We start from the raw sequence: 15,304 nt of genomic DNA, 5'->3' as shown, positions 1-15,304 counted from the left end.
GGTGATGAAGGTGAAGAAAATATATGGAGTAATCGGAGATCCTATTGCACATTCCATGTCTCCAGCTATTCATAATGATGCGTTTGACCAAGAACAAATGGATGCGGTGTACCATCATTTTCATGTAACGCCGGAGTGCTTACAGGATGCAGTAAAAGGGATGAAGGCGATTGGGGTGTCTGGCTTTAACGTCACAATTCCGCATAAGACAGCTATCATTCCATTGTTGGATGAAGTGGATGAATTAGCACAAGCAATTGGTGCGGTGAATACGGTCGTCTATCGGGATGGTCGTTATATTGGGTATAATACAGATGGGAAAGGGTTTTATAAAGCTTTAGCTGAAGAAATCTCCGGAGATTTAGCTTCTAAAAAGACATTGATCATCGGAGCGGGTGGTGCTGCACGCGCCATTTATTTCACCCTTGTGAAAGAAGGCGTGAAGCAAGTGGATATTGCCAACCGAACAAAGGAGCGAGCAGAGACCCTTATTTCAGAATGCCCATACGATAAACAGTCTACAGCGTTAACGATGCTTGAAGCAGAAGCGAATATTAAGGCGTACGATTTAATTATTCAAACGACATCTATTGGCATGAGTCCAAAAGTTGATGATACACCACTGGATGTTACAGCTATTAAAGCTTCTGCTTTTGTAAGCGATATTATTTATAACCCGTTGAAGACGAAAATTCTTATGGAAGCAGAGCAAAGTGGTGCGAAAACGCAAAATGGATTGGGGATGTTTGTGAATCAGGCAGCTCTTGCTTTTCAAATATGGACAGGCGTAATGCCCGATACATCTAGAATGGAACAGATTGTGTTAAATAAATTAGGAGGTCAGACATGCTGACAGGTAAACAAAAAAGATTTTTACGATCAAAAGCACATCACTTGAATCCTATTTTTCAAGTAGGAAAAGGTGGAGTAAATGATAATTTAATTAAACAGATTGGTGAAGCATTGGAAGCGCGTGAATTAATTAAAGTGAGCGTTCTGCAAAATTGTGAGGAAGATCGTCACGATGTGTCGGCATCCCTTGCAAAAGGTGCAAGAGCAGAGCTTGTACAAGTTATCGGTAATACAATTGTTTTATATAAAGAATCACGAGAAAATAAGCAAATTCAATTACCATAAGGTGATTGTTATGAAGAAGATTGGAATTTTAGGCGGAACGTTTAACCCTCCGCATATTGGGCATTTAATCATTGCTAATGAAGTGTTAGATGCACTGGAATTAGATGAAATTAGATTTATGCCAAACTATGTTCCTCCTCATAAGGAGCAGACGGAAGAAGTGACCGCTTATGACCGCTTAGCGATGCTTGAGCGTGCACTTTACGATCATCCTTCTTTTATCATTGAAGGAGTAGAAATTGATAGAAAAGGTACTTCTTATACGTTTGATACGATGAAGCTGTTGACAGAACAAGAGCCGGATGCGTCGTTCTATTTTATTATTGGTGCGGATATGATTGAGTACTTACCTAAGTGGCATCGAATTGATGAACTGCTTCAGCTTGTTCACTTCGTTGGTGTGAAGAGACCCAATTATAATGAAGAGACAGAGTATCCGATTATTATGGTGGATGTTCCTCAAATGTTCATTTCGTCTTCCGTGATTCGACGGAAGCTGCGGACAGGAAAAACTGTTAAATATTTAATTCCTGATTCTGTCGTAAACTATATAAAAGGGAATGGTTTATATGAATCGAAATGAAGCTTTACAACTTGTGAAAGCACAGCTGACTGAAAAGCGGTATGTGCATACATTGGGGGTAGCGGAATCAGCCGTAGAGCTTGCTGAACGCTATGGAGCAGATGTAAAAAAGGCAGAGCTTGCCGCCATTTTTCATGATTATGCGAAATTTCGTCCGAAAGAGGAAATGAAGCAAATTATTATGGAGCAAAATATAACAAAAGACTTATTAGAGTATCATTCGGAGTTATGGCATGCACCAGTTGGCGCGTATCTTGTTGAACAGGAAGCAGGCATTACAGACCAAGAAATTTTAGATGCCATTGCTTACCATACATCGGGTCGAATCGGAATGACGCTGCTGGATAAAATCGTGTATTTAGCGGACTATATTGAGCCAGGTCGCTCGTTTCCAGGTGTAGAGGAAGTGAGGAAATTAGCTGAACAAAGTCTCGATGTAGCTGTCATTCAGGCTGTTCGAAATACAATTAATTTTTTAATGACGAAAAAACAAGTAATTTATCCAGCTACATTCCATACGTATAATGACCTCATTAAGAATTTGAAGGAGAAGATGTAATGACTGAAAGAGAACTTCTAGTATTAGCAGCAACAGCAGCAGATGATAAAAGGGCAGAGGATATTGTTGCCTTAAATATGCAAGGAATTTCATTAATCGCTGATTATTTCCTTATTTGTCATGGTAACTCAGAAAAGCAAGTTCAAGCCATTGCGCGTGAAATGAAGGAAAAAGCCGAAGAAGCAGGCGTGAATGTAAAGCGACTTGAAGGGTTTGATGAAGCGAAATGGGTATTAGTCGATATGGGAGACGTTGTTGCTCATATTTTCCATCGTGACGAAAGACTGTACTACAATCTTGAACGTTTATGGGGAGATGCCCCTCGAGAAGATGTACAAAGTGAATTAATGCCATGAGCTACGAACGCTTTGCTTACGTATACGATGAGCTGATGAAAGATGCTCCGTATGAAAAGTGGCTTGCGTTGTTAACAGCAAAGCTTGAGCAATATGGAGTTCAGGGGAAACAGCTGTTGGATCTTGCTTGTGGAACGGGAGAGATGACTATTGAGTTGGCACGAAATGGCTTTCATGTAACGGGTGTTGACTTATCGGATGAAATGCTCCTGGTGGCTCAAGAGAAATCGTCTAAGCAAGGGGTATCCATTCCGTTTTATCAGCAAAACATGGCCGAACTTGAAGGATTGGGCAGTTATGACTGTATCACCATTTTTTGTGATTCACTGAACTATCTTAAAACGGAAAACGAGGTCCTTCAAACGTTTCGCGGTGTATACCACCACTTACGTAAGGGTGGCTTGCTATTGTTTGATGTGCATTCGATTTATAAAATGGAACATATTTTTGATAATAATACATTTGCAGTTAATGAAGAAGAAGTAGCCTATATTTGGAGTTGTTTTCCCGGAGAGGCTCCATATAGTGTTGAACATGATTTGAGTTTTTTTGTACAGGATGCGGAAAGTGGATTGTATGAACGTTTTGATGAGTTTCATTACCAGCGTACGTATATGCCTTCTCAATATAAGGACTGGCTAGAAGAGGTGGGCTTTGAAGTGCTGGAGGTTCTTGCTGATTTTGAGGAAGCGCCTGTCGAAGATCAAGCGGAGCGTATTTTATTTGTAGTAAGAAAATGAAACGGAGACTGACTAAATTTAGTCAGTCTCTTTTCTTAGGAGAAAAACTTTTTTAAAATGAGGGCAGGAGTTCGTCAGTTAGTTGCGAATATTATAATCATATCGAAATTGTTTTTCGATTTCCTCGATGTCTTCATCAAATTTCTCGTGCGTTGCTTTAAATAATTGACCAAGTACCTCGTGTAGTTTTGCTGCCTCTAACACTTTAATCCCTTCGCCTGTAATTCCCCCTTTTACACTCACTTTTTCTTGTAAAGTGGGTAATGTGTAAATTCCTTTACTTAATAAATCTCCAAGCCCGATTAACATTTTTTCTGTTAAAATCGTTGCTGTTTTTCTGTCAATTTCCGTTGATTGGCAAGCAGCGTCAATAAACGATTGTGCGAAAAAACTGAAAAAAGCTGGTCCACAACTAACGATATCTGAGCTAACTCTTGTAATATCATTGTTAATGACAACGGGTGTCGAAATCTTTCTTGCTAGTTCATGTAAATAGCTCCTCCACTTTGGCAAACAAGCTTTACTATAGCTTAATAGAGAAACTCCAGAGCAAGCTCGATTAGTGATACTTGGGATAAAACGCGCGCATGAACAAGGAACTTCATGTTCAAGCTGAGCGACTGAGAGTGGACTTGTAATAGAAACAAGTAGTTGGTCTTTGTTTATATATGGTTTAATGACCTGTAATAGGTTGTGAATTTGTAAAGGTTTTACACATATGAAGATGACATCTGCTCGTTTTGCTATATCTACAGCTGTTTCGGTGACTTCGATACAGGCATATTTTTCTTGAAGCGCTAAAGCTTTGGAGAGCGTACGATTTGTAATAAGTAGATTGGCAGGCTCCAATGTCTTGGTTTCCAGCCATGATTCGATTAAGATCGTCCCCATGTTTCCAGTTCCTATGACACCGATTTTCATACTTTCAACTCCCCTCACGTAAAGCGGAACCACTTCTAAACACTATGTAAAATCTGCTTGTATTATTCCGAATATCCATTTTTATAAGGAGAGATAACCTATGGATCTGTTCAGAAAAAAGAAAATGGCGGTTATTTCAGTTGTCATCTTAATTAGTTTTATAAGTTGTTTGATGTTCTTTTTCTCATCGAAACCGCAGGAAGCAGAGCAAGAAAAGATGTTTGTTGAACTGGAGCAACAAGAAGAGCAAGAGGTTGCTCAAGAAATAGATGAGCCAGTCGTTATAAAGGTTGATGTAAAGGGAGCTGTTCAAAGTCCAGGTGTATTTATTGCCGAACCAGGTGATCGAGTAATTGATGTGATTGAAGCGGCAGGTAATTTTAAGAAAGACGCCGATTTAGATAAGGTAAATCTTGCCCAACTCGTAGAAGATCAAATGGTGATTTATGTACCTGCTATAGGAGAAGAAGATATAGGTTTGCCAGAGAGCATAGATGTAATAGGCGGGGGAGCGAAAACAGTGTCAGGTAATGGGGGAACGGATGGTGATAAAGTAAACTTAAATACAGCCACGAAGGAAGAACTAGAGACATTGTCGGGTATAGGTCCAGCAAAATCAACAGCCATTATTGAATATCGAGAAAAGACGGGGAAGTTTGAACAAATTGAAGACTTAAAAAATATTTCAGGAATCGGGGATAAAACATTTGAAAAGCTACAAGATTCGATTACTGTCAAGTAAATGGACTACCCAAATAGACGGGAAGAGAGTAAAATTGAGAGAAAAGATAGTTGGTTAAGGGGAGAACATCATGAATCGAATTAGTTGGGATCAATATTTTATGGCACAAAGTCATTTATTAGCGTTAAGAAGCACATGTACTCGATTAGCGGTTGGCGCAACAATTGTTCGAGATAATCGCATTATTGCGGGGGGGTACAATGGTTCTATTGCTGGTGGGACACATTGTATTGATGATGGCTGTTACGTAATCGATAACCACTGTGTGCGTACGATTCACGCAGAAATGAACGCGATTATTCAATGTGCGAAATTTGGGGTACCGACAGCAAACGCTGAAATTTATGTCACACATTTTCCTTGTTTACAATGCTGTAAGTCGATTATTCAAGCGGGTATTCAAGCTGTTTATTATGCCGAAGATTATAAAAATCACCCATATGCGATTGAATTATTTGAACAAGCGGGCGTGAAGATGGAAAAAGTTAAAATGATTCAGCCGATTGATGTGCACGGCAAACAAAAACAGGACTTTGTCCATTCTCTATTACAGCAATTAGAAGCAACGGGTGTTGGCCAAGAAGAGCTGAGCAAGCTGCAACAAAAAGCGTACCAATTATTTAATGATTAAATAGGAGGTTTGCATGCCGACACACATCCTCTTTTTAGCCGTTTCTGCCACTTTAGGCGTTGCGGCTCATTCTTCTTTTCAAGTGAAGTTTATCCTCTATATTCTCCTCTTTTTTTGTTTTCTTTGCTATCGTTTTAACGGACAGTTAAACATTTTATTGATGAACGGAGTCACCTTGTTAGTATTTTACATGGCAGCCTACTTATCAGATGTGTACCATCAAACAGGATATACAGGTGAGGAGTCAACCTTTGAGATTACGTTTAGTACCCAGCCGAGTGTAGACGGTAATCTGTTAAAAGCCGCTGTGACGACGAGTACAAAGGAAATTCTCCAGTTGCGTTATACCATTCCTTCTGAAATGGAAAAGAAAGCGATTGAAACTAATCTGCAAATTGGTTTGATTTGTCCTGCAACTGGGTCATTACTTGAGCCAGAGCAAAATCGAAATGAAAATAGCTTTAATTATAAACGTTATTTACAACAACAGCATATTTATTGGATTTTAAAAGCGAATTCTATTGTCTGGGCGGATTGTCGTGTAGGAAAAAAATCGATTGTTACAACACTTCAACAGGTGCGGCAAGCGGGCATTACTTATGTGAATGTCCATTTTCCATCTGAAGCGGGCAGCTTTGTTAATGCTCTTTTATTTGGAGATCAAACGTATATTGATGAAGAAATATTAACGAATTATCAACGACTTGGAATTGTTCATCTGCTTGCGATATCTGGTTTGCATGTCAGCTTTTTAACAGGGCTGCTGTTTTATGGAGGGATTCGAATTGGCATAACTCGTGAGAAAATGATGATGGTCATTCTAGTATGTTTACCCATGTACGCGATTTTATCTGGAGCAGCTCCTTCTGTGTTACGAGCCTGTTGTATGGCTATGTTATTTTTTTTGCTCCTTTTGTGGAAAAAGAAGGTGTCAGCTAGTGGAACGATTGGAGTTGTCTATTTACTGCTGCTATTCGTTCAGCCTTCTATGCTCTATAATATTGGCTTTCAGCTTTCATTTGCAGTAACGTTAGCCATTATTATGTCGCTTACGATTGTTCAAAGCTATCCGCAAAAAACGATGCAGCTTCTTATTGTTAGTATTGTGTGTCAATTAGCAGCTGTCCCTATTTTGCTCTATCACTTTTATGAAGTGTCTGTCCTCGGGGTATTGTTGAATGTGCTTTATGTTCCTTTGTATTCCGCCTTTTTGCTCCCCTTTTCTTTAGTTGCTTTTTTTACACACCTTATTTTCCCCTCCATTGGTCAACTGATGATAGCCTTATTAGACCAAATTTTTCTTCTCTGTAATGAGTTGGCTGCTTGTATCTCTCGTTTACCACTGGCGTCGATTGTTTTTGGAAAACCTTTTCCTATTATTATGTTGCTGCTCGTTTTCGTCATTATTTCCTTATTTATTCAATGGGAATCCGCTTCTTTATTTAAAAAGAAAATATCGATAGTGGTTTTAGTATGTATTTTATTCTTTCAATATCATATTCAGAAATTGAATCCTTATGGTGAAGTTGTATTTATTGATATTGGTCAAGGTGATGCAATCTTGATTAAGCTTCCATTTAACCAAGGTAATTATTTAATTGATACAGGTGGAGCGATTACGTTCCCGGTGGCAGAATGGCAAAAGAAGCGTAAAACATATAACACGGGCGAAGATGTTATTCTTCCGTTTTTGAAAAGTAAAGGGATTCATGAAATCGATAAGCTGGTTTTAACCCATCCTGATGCCGATCATATTGGAGGTGCAGCAGAAATAATTAAACATTTTAACGTGAAAGAGGTAGTAATTGGAGAAGGCAGTGAGAGCATGTATCGGGATAAGGAATGGATTAAATGGGCATTAGCCAAACATATTCCGATTTCTACAGTGAAAAGAGGGGATAGTTGGTTGGTTGCTAGTGCTCAATTTTATATTTTGCACCCTTATCAAAAGGACGAAGATGTGAATGAATCGTCTATTGTATTAGCTGCCAAAATGGGCGGGTTAATGTGGTTACTGACGGGAGATGCAGGAGAGGATACGGAACAAGAACTATTGAGGGCTTTTCCAGGGCTTCGAGTGGATATTTTAAAAGCAGGTCATCATGGTAGTAAAACATCTTCGTCAAAAGTTTTTTTGGAGAAGGTTCAACCAAAAGTGGCGATTATTTCAGCAGGGAAAGGGAATCGGTACGGACATCCGCATCATCAAGTAATAGAGGAGATGGAAGCATTACACGTGACGATACTGCGAACAGATCAAAAGGGCGCTATATCTTATAAATATCGTCATGAATCAGGAACCTTTCAAACGGTCTTGCCATAGGATATATCGAGCTGTTCCAACAGAAGAGCAGGCGGGGTCAGCTATAAAAAAGAGACTGCCAGTGCAGCCTCCGCATCATGATTCGAGTGTGCTAGGAGAATACTTAAGATCCGATAGCTTGGATAACAACAGCAATGATGAACATAGTAGCAAAAAATCCAAATGAAACAACGAAACCGATTGCAGAATCAGCTACATCGTCCGTTTTTGATTGGACGTCCTTTTCAAATTCGTTCATTGTCCATCCCTCCTATTTATGGTAATAGTATAAAACATTTCCAAAAATAAATCTACATGGCACAATCTCGATTTCCTATACTGACAAGAGTTGTCACAAATAGTTTGAATGTGTACGGTCAAAATAAATGTACAAACAAGACAGCTTCACCTTTCGCTTTAACCGCTGGATAGGAAAGTAACCCGGGCCTTTCTTAACAGCGTTAATATAGATTGGGCAAACGGCTCTGATGGCAGAGCCGTTCCCTTATAGCTTGTCAAATCGCTCTTTCAGCTATACCATAAGGAATAGAATACATAGAAAAGCGGAATGCCTTGTCAGCTAGGCGTTAGAGCTAGATATAGAAAAGCGAGGACGAGTTCTATTGGTATTAGACGTTTGGAAGAATATAAAAAAAGGGCAATTTTCTCCTGTTTATCTTCTGTATGGAACAGAGGCGTATTTAATAAATGAAACGAAGCAATTATTGCTTGAACACGCATTGCATGAGGATGAGATTGATTTCAACTTTTCACAATTTGATTTGGAGGAAACGCCGATAGAAACAGCTCTTGAGGATGTAGAGACGCTCCCCTTTATGGGAGAGAGGCGTCTTGTTTTCATGCAAAATCCTTTTTTTCTTACAGCAGAAAAGACAAAGTCTAAAGTGGAGCATAACGTGAAGCGGTTAGAAGCGTATTTAGCAGACCCTGCCCCGTATTCCATTGTTGTTTTTACAGCACCGTATGAAAAACTTGATGAACGGAAGAAAATTACGAAAGAATTAAAGCGGAAAGCAACTGTTGTAGAGGCGAAAAAATTAAACGAACATGAATTAAAAAAATGGATTCGGGAACGAACAACTGCAGCTCATGTTGAAATGGAAGAAGCGGCAATTGAACGATTGCTAGAGCTCGCAGGAACAAACTTAATGATGCTTACGAATGAAATTGATAAATTAGTACTATATGTGGAAGGGACGAATCGAATTAACCAAGATATTGTTGAGGAATTAGTCGCTAAATCGTTAGAACAAAATATTTTTACCCTTGTGGATTCAGTGCTGCAGCGAAATGTAGAACGCATGATGACAATTTACCGTGACTTAATGAGACAAAATGAGGAACCGATTAAAATTTTAAGTGTGATGGCTGGACAAGTTCGTTTGATGTATCAAGTAAAAGAGCTTTCACGCCAAGGGTACAGTCAGCAAAAAATAGCGACTGTATTAAAGGTACATCCGTTTCGGGTAAAATTAGCGCAAGAAAAAGTCAATCAATTTCATGAGGGAGAGTTATTACAGTTGATTCGGGAGCTTGCTGATGCGGATTATAAGATGAAAACGGGGCAGGGAGATAAAGTCATGACACTTGAACTATTGCTCTTAAAAATGAAAAGGTAATGAATGATTATGTTTTTTTTCATATAGGATACAAGCGATGTGCGGCTCATTTTAGTACGGCTGAAATGAGCTGCACATCGCTTGATTTGGGTTTGCAAAGAAAAAAGCACCTTGATATTCAAGGTGCTTTAATTTCTTATTTCATTACGCGTTTAGAGCGTTAAGTCTTTTCGCTAAACGAGATTTTTTACGGGCTGCCGCATTTTTATGGATTAATCCTTTAGATGCAGCTTTATCTAATTTCTTAGACGCCGTTAATAAAGCTTCTTTAGCAGCTTCAACGCTTTCACCAGCTAGTGCAACTTCAGCAGTTTTCACAGCAGTACGCATAGTAGATTTTACTGTAGCGTTATGAGCGCGGTTTTTATCGTTTACTTTTACGCGTTTAATAGCAGATTTAATGTTTGGCATTCCGTTCACCTCCTACACAGAAATCGAGATTATATGAACTCGACTTTTCAAATCCATACCAAATAGCACAAGTGATATTGTATCAGAATGTACTACATTATGCAATACTCAGATTGAGAATCGAAAAGGAATTATAGTATCCAAAAAGATTTATCTCGTTATACATGATTGTACCAAAAAAATGAATAATACAAAAGATAAATCGGGCACAATGTTTATAGAGATGATGGAAAATACTAGAGTGAATAAAGTAACACGAGGAGGAAGTCATGAAAAATGAACTAGATTTAAGTCAATACAGTGTGCGAACAGATTTAGCAATTGAAGCCCGTGAACTAGCGCTTGAACATAAAGGGGTTGAAGGAGAAAGGAATATTTCGCAAATAGAAGGCGTCATTATTAAGGAAAGAGAAATTGATGATATAAAAGTAGCATTAGTAGAAGTGACAGAAGCAGGGGAGAAGGAAATTGGTAAGAAAAAAGGGAGTTATTTAACAATTGAAGTACAAGGTATTCGTGAGCAAAATACAGAAGTTCAACAAAAGGTTGAAAAAGTATTAGCAACTGAATTTTCTCATTTTTTAACAAGGAATAATATTTCGAAAGAGAGCAGCTGTCTAGTTGTAGGGCTTGGAAATTGGAATGTGACGCCGGATGCACTAGGACCGGCAGTTGTTGAGAATCTAGTAATAACGCGGCATTTATTTGAGTTGCAGCCGCATGCCGTAGAGGAAGGTTTTCGTTCAGTCAGCGCAATTTCTCCAGGGGTTATGGGGATTACGGGCATTGAAACGAGCGATATTATTCTTGGTGTGATTGAAAAAAGTAAGCCTGACTTTCTCATTGTTATTGATGCGCTAGCAGCTCGTTCTATTGAAAGAGTAAACTCAACCATTCAAATTTCGGATACTGGCATTCATCCTGGGTCCGGTGTAGGTAATAAGCGAAAGGAATTGAGTCAGGAAACACTTGGTATTCCTGTCATTGCAATAGGCATTCCAACTGTGGTCGATGCCGTTTCTATTACGAGTGATGCAATCGATTTTATTTTAAAGCATTTTGGCAAAGAGTTAAAAGAAGGAGATCGTCCATCCCGTTCGCTTGCACCAGCGGGTTTTAGCTTTGGTAAACGAAAGAAACTGACGGAGGAAGATTTACCAGGTGAACAAGAACGTCAAACATTTTTAGGGATTGTCGGCGGCCTGTCGGATGAAGAAAAACGAAAACTCATTTACGAAGTGTTGTCACCTATTGGTCATAATTTAATGGTTACTCCAAAGGAAGTGGATGTATTTATAGAAGATATGGCTAATTTAATTGCCAATGGTTTAAATGCAGCGTTGCATGAATCTGTGAATCAAGACAATGCAGGTTATTATACACGTTGAATCTATTTTTTTGTCGAGCTCCAGGCGCCGTCTGTCCAAGGCCGGCATCAATCGCTTCGGCAGGCAAAGAATATCTGCCAGCCGCGTGCCTTATGCTTGTTGCCGATAAGCGGGCGCCTTACGCTTTTCTAATCTGCCGAAAAATGGTGTTCTACCCTCTCTAGTAAAATCATATTTATGAAGTAGCAAGCGATAGAGAGGGTGAAAGAATGAAAAGAAGATATTCGACAGAAATCATTACCGTGATTCATGGTTCAACAATTATAAAAAGCTTTTTCATTGTATTTTCCTTACTTCTTTTTGTATTTTCCTTAAGTGCGGTGATGACTTCGTTAAAGCCGGAATATCGACTATCCTCGAAGTCTGTTCATACTGTCACCAATCAGTTTACGGGTAAAATGTTATTTTCCTTGTTGGCGAATGAGAATCATTACTTTTTTTCTGTGTTACCGAAAGAAAAAGAAGCATCAGGTCTTTCTAAGGGCCTGTTAAAATTATCCACAAATATTTCCCTTGATGATCCACGAAGCTTGCTTGGACGAGAATTGCCGGGCTTCTCTATTTTTGATAATGAAATTTTAGTAGCAGGTGAAGGAACGGATTATACAAATATGCCGTACGAATCGTCTCCTCCTATTGATGTCTTGAATGAAGAGCGAGATGCGGACTTGCAAAATGTCGATGGAATCAAAGAGCCGCAAGCAGATACGAAAGAAACACCTGCTCAGACGACCAATGGTAGAAAGGTTGTTCATATTTATCAAAGTCATAACAGGGAATCGTTTTTACCTTATTTGAAAGGAGTTACGGACCCTAATTTAGCTCACCATTCTCAAATTAATATTACGAAGCTGGGGATGAAATTACAGGCTGATTTAGTGGACAAGGGAGTCGGAGCTTTCCATGATACAACGGATATTATGGCTAATTTAAATAAAAAGGGTCTGACGTATCCTAAATCCTATCAAGAATCGCGACTAGCCATTCAAGCAGCTAAAGCAGAAAATAAAGATCTAGAATACTTTATCGATATTCATCGAGATTCCCGTAGAAAGAAAGATACAACCGTCACTTTAAAAGGAAAATCGTATGCCAAAATCGCCTTTGTTGTGGGGCGGAACAATCCAAATTATGAAAAAAACGCAGCGCTTGCAACAAAACTTCATAACGCGTTGCAAAAAAAATATCCGGGAATCTCCCGAGGGGTTATGAAACAAGGCGGTGCTGGGCATAACGGAGTATATAACCAAGATATTTCTTCAAATGCAATGCTGATTGAAATAGGCGGAGTAGATAATACATTTGAAGAGATGTATTTAACAGTAGATGCTTTTGCGGATGTATTTAGTGAATATTATTGGGAGGCAAAAGCGGTGGATAATGTGAAAGGTGATTCAGAAGCGCAGTAACAGAAAGGAGCTCCACTCATGGTTCGATTTACATTAAAATGTACGTTTGTTCTACTTGTCTTATTTTTAGGTGTCCTAATTGGCATGCAGACAGCAAACGATGGGATTAAGAAAATGAAAGGATACGATGATCCTGCGTTGGCAAGTGCTTTTGAAGTAAATCAATCCGACCAAGGTGAGATGGAGGCGTCGGTTCTTGGTGAGAAAGTAACAAGTCATGATTTAGAAAAGAAAAAGGAACGATTAGAAGAAATGAAAGCTTATAATGTTTTTTCTACAATTGGCAAAAAGCTTGGAGACGCTTTAACAAGTTTTGTAAACAGCATAATCGATTTGCTGTAAGGGAGCATAAAAAGAAAATGATATCTAAAAAACGAGCATTCCGCATAAACTGTAGAGATTCAAGCTGAATTCAACAATCCCCCATGTTGAGTTCGGCTTTTTTTAATGACTTTATTATATTTTAAATTCACCATGTTCTATTACACAGATTTATTTAGAGGTAAAGGGGGATTTTATTAGCAACTCGACAAATTTCTTCAAGAAGAGGAGTTGTTGTCACTCTTTTATTGAATCTTGCATTTTCTATTGATATAATTAAAATTAGTGTATTGTGTCGATAAGTAGGAGTGAAACGTTATGAATAGAGAAGAGAAATTAAAAAGACAATCGAAAATTCGTAACTTTTCCATCATTGCTCACATTGACCATGGTAAATCAACTTTGGCGGATCGTATTTTAGAAAAAACGAACGCATTGCAGCAACGCGAGATGAAGAATCAGTTGCTAGATTCTATGGATTTAGAGCGTGAACGGGGAATTACGATTAAATTGAATGCTGTTCAATTAAAATATAGAGCAAAAGATGGCGAAGAGTATATTTTCCATCTAATTGATACACCGGGACATGTCGATTTCACCTATGAGGTATCGCGAAGCCTAGCTGCCTGTGAAGGGGCGATTCTTGTTGTGGATGCGGCTCAGGGAATTGAAGCGCAAACGTTAGCGAATGTATATTTGGCGCTCGATAATAACCTTGAAATCCTTCCGATTATTAATAAAATTGATTTACCAAGTGCTGACCCAGAGCGAGTTCGTAATGAAATTGAAGAAGTGATTGGTTTAGACGCTTCTAATGCGGTACTAGCTTCGGCAAAAGCAGGTATCGGAATTGAAGATATTTTAGAGCAAGTTGTTGAATTAGTTCCACCGCCACAAGGCGATCCTGATGCTCCGTTAAAGGCGCTTATTTTTGACTCGTTATTCGATGCGTATCGTGGGGTTGTTGCCTATATTCGAGTTGTTGAAGGCTCTGTTAAAGTGGGCGATAAAATTAAAATGATGTCTACAGGAAAAGAGTTTGACGTAACAGAAGTCGGTGTATTCAATCCTAAAGCTCAGCTTCTTGATGAGTTAAACGTTGGGGATGTAGGGTTTTTAACCGCTTCGATTAAAAATGTGAGTGACACAACAGTCGGGGATACAATTACAAGTGCGAAGAATCCAGCGAGTGAGCCTTTAGCTGGCTACCGTAAAATGAATCCGATGGTATATTGTGGTTTATATCCAATTGATGCATCGAAATTTAATGATTTACGTGATGCACTAGAAAAATTAGAATTAAATGATTCAGCGCTGCAGTTCGAACCAGAGACATCACAAGCGTTAGGTTTCGGCTTCCGCTGTGGTTTCCTAGGGCTTCTTCATATGGAGATTATCCAAGAGCGAATTGAACGTGAATTCAAAATCGATTTGATTACAACAGCACCAAGTGTTATTTACGATGTTATCAAAACGGATGGTACACTGGTGAAAGTGGATAATCCTTCTAATATGCCAGATCCTCAGAAAATCGAGCGTGTGGAAGAACCGTACGTGAAAGCTACGATGATGGCACCGACAGAGTTTGTAGGAGCTATTATGGAGATTTGTCAAAACAAACGAGGAAATTTCATTGATATGCAATACATTGACGAAACACGTGTGAGCATTCATTATGAAATTCCACTATCGGAAATCGTCTATGACTTTTTCGATCAATTGAAGTCGAACACAAGAGGGTATGCGTCATTTGACTATGAATTAATTGGTTATCAGCCTTCGAAGCTTGTGAAGATGGATATTTTATTAAATGGTGAAACAGTCGATGCTCTAAGCTTTATCGTGCATAAAGATTTTGCGTATGAACGCGGTAAGGTCATTGTAGATAAGCTGAAAACGTTAATTCCAAGACAGCAATTTGAAGTGCCGATTCAAGCGGCAATTGGACAAAAAATCATTGCCCGTTCAACAATTAGTGCGATGCGTAAAAACGTATTGGCGAAATGTTACGGTGGGGATATTTCCCGTAAGCGTAAATTGTTAGAAAAGCAAAAAGAAGGTAAAAAGCGGATGAAGCAAGTAGGTTCTGTTGAAGTACCGCAAGAAGCCTTCATGGCTGTATTAAAAATGGATGATACAACTCCAAAAAAATAAATGATAGATA

General features: G+C 38.9%; 17 protein-coding genes. 14 read left to right on the top strand and 3 right to left on the bottom strand.

What is annotated here, in order from left to right:
- Positions 1 to 10 precede the first annotated feature (10 nt).
- From aroE to BAOM_RS17820, 6 genes are read left to right on the top strand one after another with little or no spacing between them, the layout of a single operon-like run.
- Positions 11 to 853, top strand: coding sequence for a shikimate dehydrogenase (aroE, locus tag BAOM_RS17845; protein ID WP_127761437.1), 843 nt, complete (start codon positions 11 to 13; stop codon positions 851 to 853).
- Complete coding sequence (gene yhbY / locus BAOM_RS17840) at positions 847 to 1,137, top strand: ribosome assembly RNA-binding protein YhbY (RefSeq protein WP_127761436.1); 291 nt, start codon at positions 847 to 849, stop codon at positions 1,135 to 1,137. The genes aroE and yhbY overlap by 7 nt, the downstream gene beginning before the upstream one ends.
- Before the next feature lie 10 nt (positions 1,138 to 1,147).
- The gene (locus BAOM_RS17835; protein WP_127761435.1) at positions 1,148 to 1,720 is read left to right on the top strand and encodes a nicotinate-nucleotide adenylyltransferase; all 573 of its coding nucleotides are present in this window, start codon (positions 1,148 to 1,150) and stop codon (positions 1,718 to 1,720) included.
- Entirely contained in the window at positions 1,707 to 2,279 is a 573-nt protein-coding gene (gene yqeK / locus BAOM_RS17830; RefSeq protein ID WP_127761434.1) for a bis(5'-nucleosyl)-tetraphosphatase (symmetrical) YqeK, read from the top strand. The genes BAOM_RS17835 and yqeK overlap by 14 nt, the downstream gene beginning before the upstream one ends.
- Positions 2,279 to 2,635, top strand: a complete 357-nt coding sequence (rsfS, locus tag BAOM_RS17825; RefSeq protein WP_127761433.1) for a ribosome silencing factor — start codon at positions 2,279 to 2,281, stop codon at positions 2,633 to 2,635. The genes yqeK and rsfS overlap by 1 nt, the downstream gene beginning before the upstream one ends.
- A complete protein-coding gene (locus BAOM_RS17820) occupies positions 2,632 to 3,375 on the top strand; it encodes a class I SAM-dependent DNA methyltransferase (RefSeq protein WP_127761432.1) in 744 nt (247 codons plus the stop codon). The genes rsfS and BAOM_RS17820 overlap by 4 nt, the downstream gene beginning before the upstream one ends.
- Before the next feature lie 78 nt (positions 3,376 to 3,453).
- Here the strand turns inward: BAOM_RS17820 and comER are convergent, their stop codons facing one another.
- Entirely contained in the window at positions 3,454 to 4,296 is an 843-nt protein-coding gene (gene comER / locus BAOM_RS17815; protein ID WP_127761431.1) for a late competence protein ComER, read from the bottom strand.
- Positions 4,297 to 4,396: 100 nt separating this feature from the next.
- On the opposite strand from comER, the gene BAOM_RS17810 reads away from it, so the two are divergent.
- The 3 genes from BAOM_RS17810 (at position 4,397) to BAOM_RS17800 (ending at position 7,992) form a co-directional block, all read left to right on the top strand.
- A complete protein-coding gene (locus BAOM_RS17810; RefSeq protein WP_127761430.1) occupies positions 4,397 to 5,038 on the top strand; it encodes a helix-hairpin-helix domain-containing protein in 642 nt (213 codons plus the stop codon).
- A gap of 70 nt (positions 5,039 to 5,108) precedes the next feature.
- Positions 5,109 to 5,669 carry a ComE operon protein 2 gene (locus BAOM_RS17805; RefSeq protein ID WP_127761429.1) on the top strand — a complete coding sequence of 187 codons (561 nt, stop codon included), beginning with the start codon at positions 5,109 to 5,111 and terminating at the stop codon, positions 5,667 to 5,669.
- Positions 5,670 to 5,682: 13 nt separating this feature from the next.
- Positions 5,683 to 7,992, top strand: coding sequence for a DNA internalization-related competence protein ComEC/Rec2 (locus tag BAOM_RS17800; protein WP_127761428.1), 2,310 nt, complete (start codon positions 5,683 to 5,685; stop codon positions 7,990 to 7,992).
- Between the two features lie 103 nt (positions 7,993 to 8,095).
- Here the strand turns inward: BAOM_RS17800 and BAOM_RS17795 are convergent, their stop codons facing one another.
- The gene (locus BAOM_RS17795) at positions 8,096 to 8,230 is read right to left on the bottom strand and encodes a YqzM family protein (RefSeq protein WP_119115592.1); all 135 of its coding nucleotides are present in this window, start codon (positions 8,228 to 8,230) and stop codon (positions 8,096 to 8,098) included.
- Between the two features lie 364 nt (positions 8,231 to 8,594).
- Here BAOM_RS17795 and holA point away from each other — a divergent pair, with 364 nt between their 5' ends.
- The gene (gene holA, locus BAOM_RS17790) at positions 8,595 to 9,611 is read left to right on the top strand and encodes a DNA polymerase III subunit delta (RefSeq protein ID WP_127761427.1); all 1,017 of its coding nucleotides are present in this window, start codon (positions 8,595 to 8,597) and stop codon (positions 9,609 to 9,611) included.
- Between the two features lie 144 nt (positions 9,612 to 9,755).
- On the opposite strand, the gene rpsT is transcribed toward holA, so the two are convergent.
- Positions 9,756 to 10,022, bottom strand: coding sequence for a 30S ribosomal protein S20 (gene rpsT, locus BAOM_RS17785; RefSeq protein WP_119115590.1), 267 nt, complete (start codon positions 10,020 to 10,022; stop codon positions 9,756 to 9,758).
- Positions 10,023 to 10,291: 269 nt separating this feature from the next.
- Between rpsT and gpr the strand changes: the two genes are divergently transcribed.
- The 4 genes from gpr (at position 10,292) to lepA (ending at position 15,294) form a co-directional block, all read left to right on the top strand.
- Positions 10,292 to 11,410 carry a GPR endopeptidase gene (gene gpr / locus BAOM_RS17780; protein ID WP_127761426.1) on the top strand — a complete coding sequence of 373 codons (1,119 nt, stop codon included), beginning with the start codon at positions 10,292 to 10,294 and terminating at the stop codon, positions 11,408 to 11,410.
- A gap of 209 nt (positions 11,411 to 11,619) precedes the next feature.
- Complete coding sequence (gene spoIIP, locus BAOM_RS17775; protein WP_127761425.1) at positions 11,620 to 12,819, top strand: stage II sporulation protein P; 1,200 nt, start codon at positions 11,620 to 11,622, stop codon at positions 12,817 to 12,819.
- Between the two features lie 18 nt (positions 12,820 to 12,837).
- Entirely contained in the window at positions 12,838 to 13,161 is a 324-nt protein-coding gene (locus BAOM_RS17770; RefSeq protein WP_127761424.1) for a DUF3679 domain-containing protein, read from the top strand.
- Positions 13,162 to 13,458: 297 nt separating this feature from the next.
- Positions 13,459 to 15,294 (top strand): translation elongation factor 4, encoded by a 1,836-nt coding sequence (gene lepA, locus BAOM_RS17765; protein WP_127761423.1) that lies wholly within the window; start codon positions 13,459 to 13,461, stop codon positions 15,292 to 15,294.
- Positions 15,295 to 15,304 lie beyond the last annotated feature (10 nt).

This window comes from Peribacillus asahii, from assembly GCF_004006295.1.
Lineage (GTDB): Bacteria > Bacillota > Bacilli > Bacillales > DSM-1321 > Peribacillus > Peribacillus asahii_A.
Note: the sequence above shows the minus strand (reverse complement) of the source record. Positions and strands in the feature narration are given on the sequence as shown.

Excerpts from the sequence above, each read along its gene's own strand:
- BAOM_RS17795 (WP_119115592.1), bottom strand. The coding sequence starts at position 8,230 with ATGAACGAATTTGAAAAGGACGTCCAATCAAAAACGGACGATGTAGCT.
- BAOM_RS17810 (WP_127761430.1), top strand. The coding sequence starts at position 4,397 with ATGGATCTGTTCAGAAAAAAGAAAATGGCGGTTATTTCAGTTGTCATC.
- BAOM_RS17770 (WP_127761424.1), top strand. The coding sequence starts at position 12,838 with ATGGTTCGATTTACATTAAAATGTACGTTTGTTCTACTTGTCTTATTT.
- BAOM_RS17805 (WP_127761429.1), top strand. The coding sequence starts at position 5,109 with ATGAATCGAATTAGTTGGGATCAATATTTTATGGCACAAAGTCATTTA.
- lepA (WP_127761423.1), top strand. The coding sequence starts at position 13,459 with ATGAATAGAGAAGAGAAATTAAAAAGACAATCGAAAATTCGTAACTTT.
- comER (WP_127761431.1), bottom strand. The coding sequence starts at position 4,296 with ATGAAAATCGGTGTCATAGGAACTGGAAACATGGGGACGATCTTAATC.
- gpr (WP_127761426.1), top strand. The coding sequence starts at position 10,292 with ATGAAAAATGAACTAGATTTAAGTCAATACAGTGTGCGAACAGATTTA.
- spoIIP (WP_127761425.1), top strand. The coding sequence starts at position 11,620 with ATGAAAAGAAGATATTCGACAGAAATCATTACCGTGATTCATGGTTCA.
- rpsT (WP_119115590.1), bottom strand. The coding sequence starts at position 10,022 with ATGCCAAACATTAAATCTGCTATTAAACGCGTAAAAGTAAACGATAAA.
- BAOM_RS17835 (WP_127761435.1), top strand. The coding sequence starts at position 1,148 with ATGAAGAAGATTGGAATTTTAGGCGGAACGTTTAACCCTCCGCATATT.
- BAOM_RS17820 (WP_127761432.1), top strand. The coding sequence starts at position 2,632 with ATGAGCTACGAACGCTTTGCTTACGTATACGATGAGCTGATGAAAGAT.
- yhbY (WP_127761436.1), top strand. The coding sequence starts at position 847 with ATGCTGACAGGTAAACAAAAAAGATTTTTACGATCAAAAGCACATCAC.
- rsfS (WP_127761433.1), top strand. The coding sequence starts at position 2,279 with ATGACTGAAAGAGAACTTCTAGTATTAGCAGCAACAGCAGCAGATGAT.
- BAOM_RS17800 (WP_127761428.1), top strand. The coding sequence starts at position 5,683 with ATGCCGACACACATCCTCTTTTTAGCCGTTTCTGCCACTTTAGGCGTT.
- yqeK (WP_127761434.1), top strand. The coding sequence starts at position 1,707 with ATGAATCGAAATGAAGCTTTACAACTTGTGAAAGCACAGCTGACTGAA.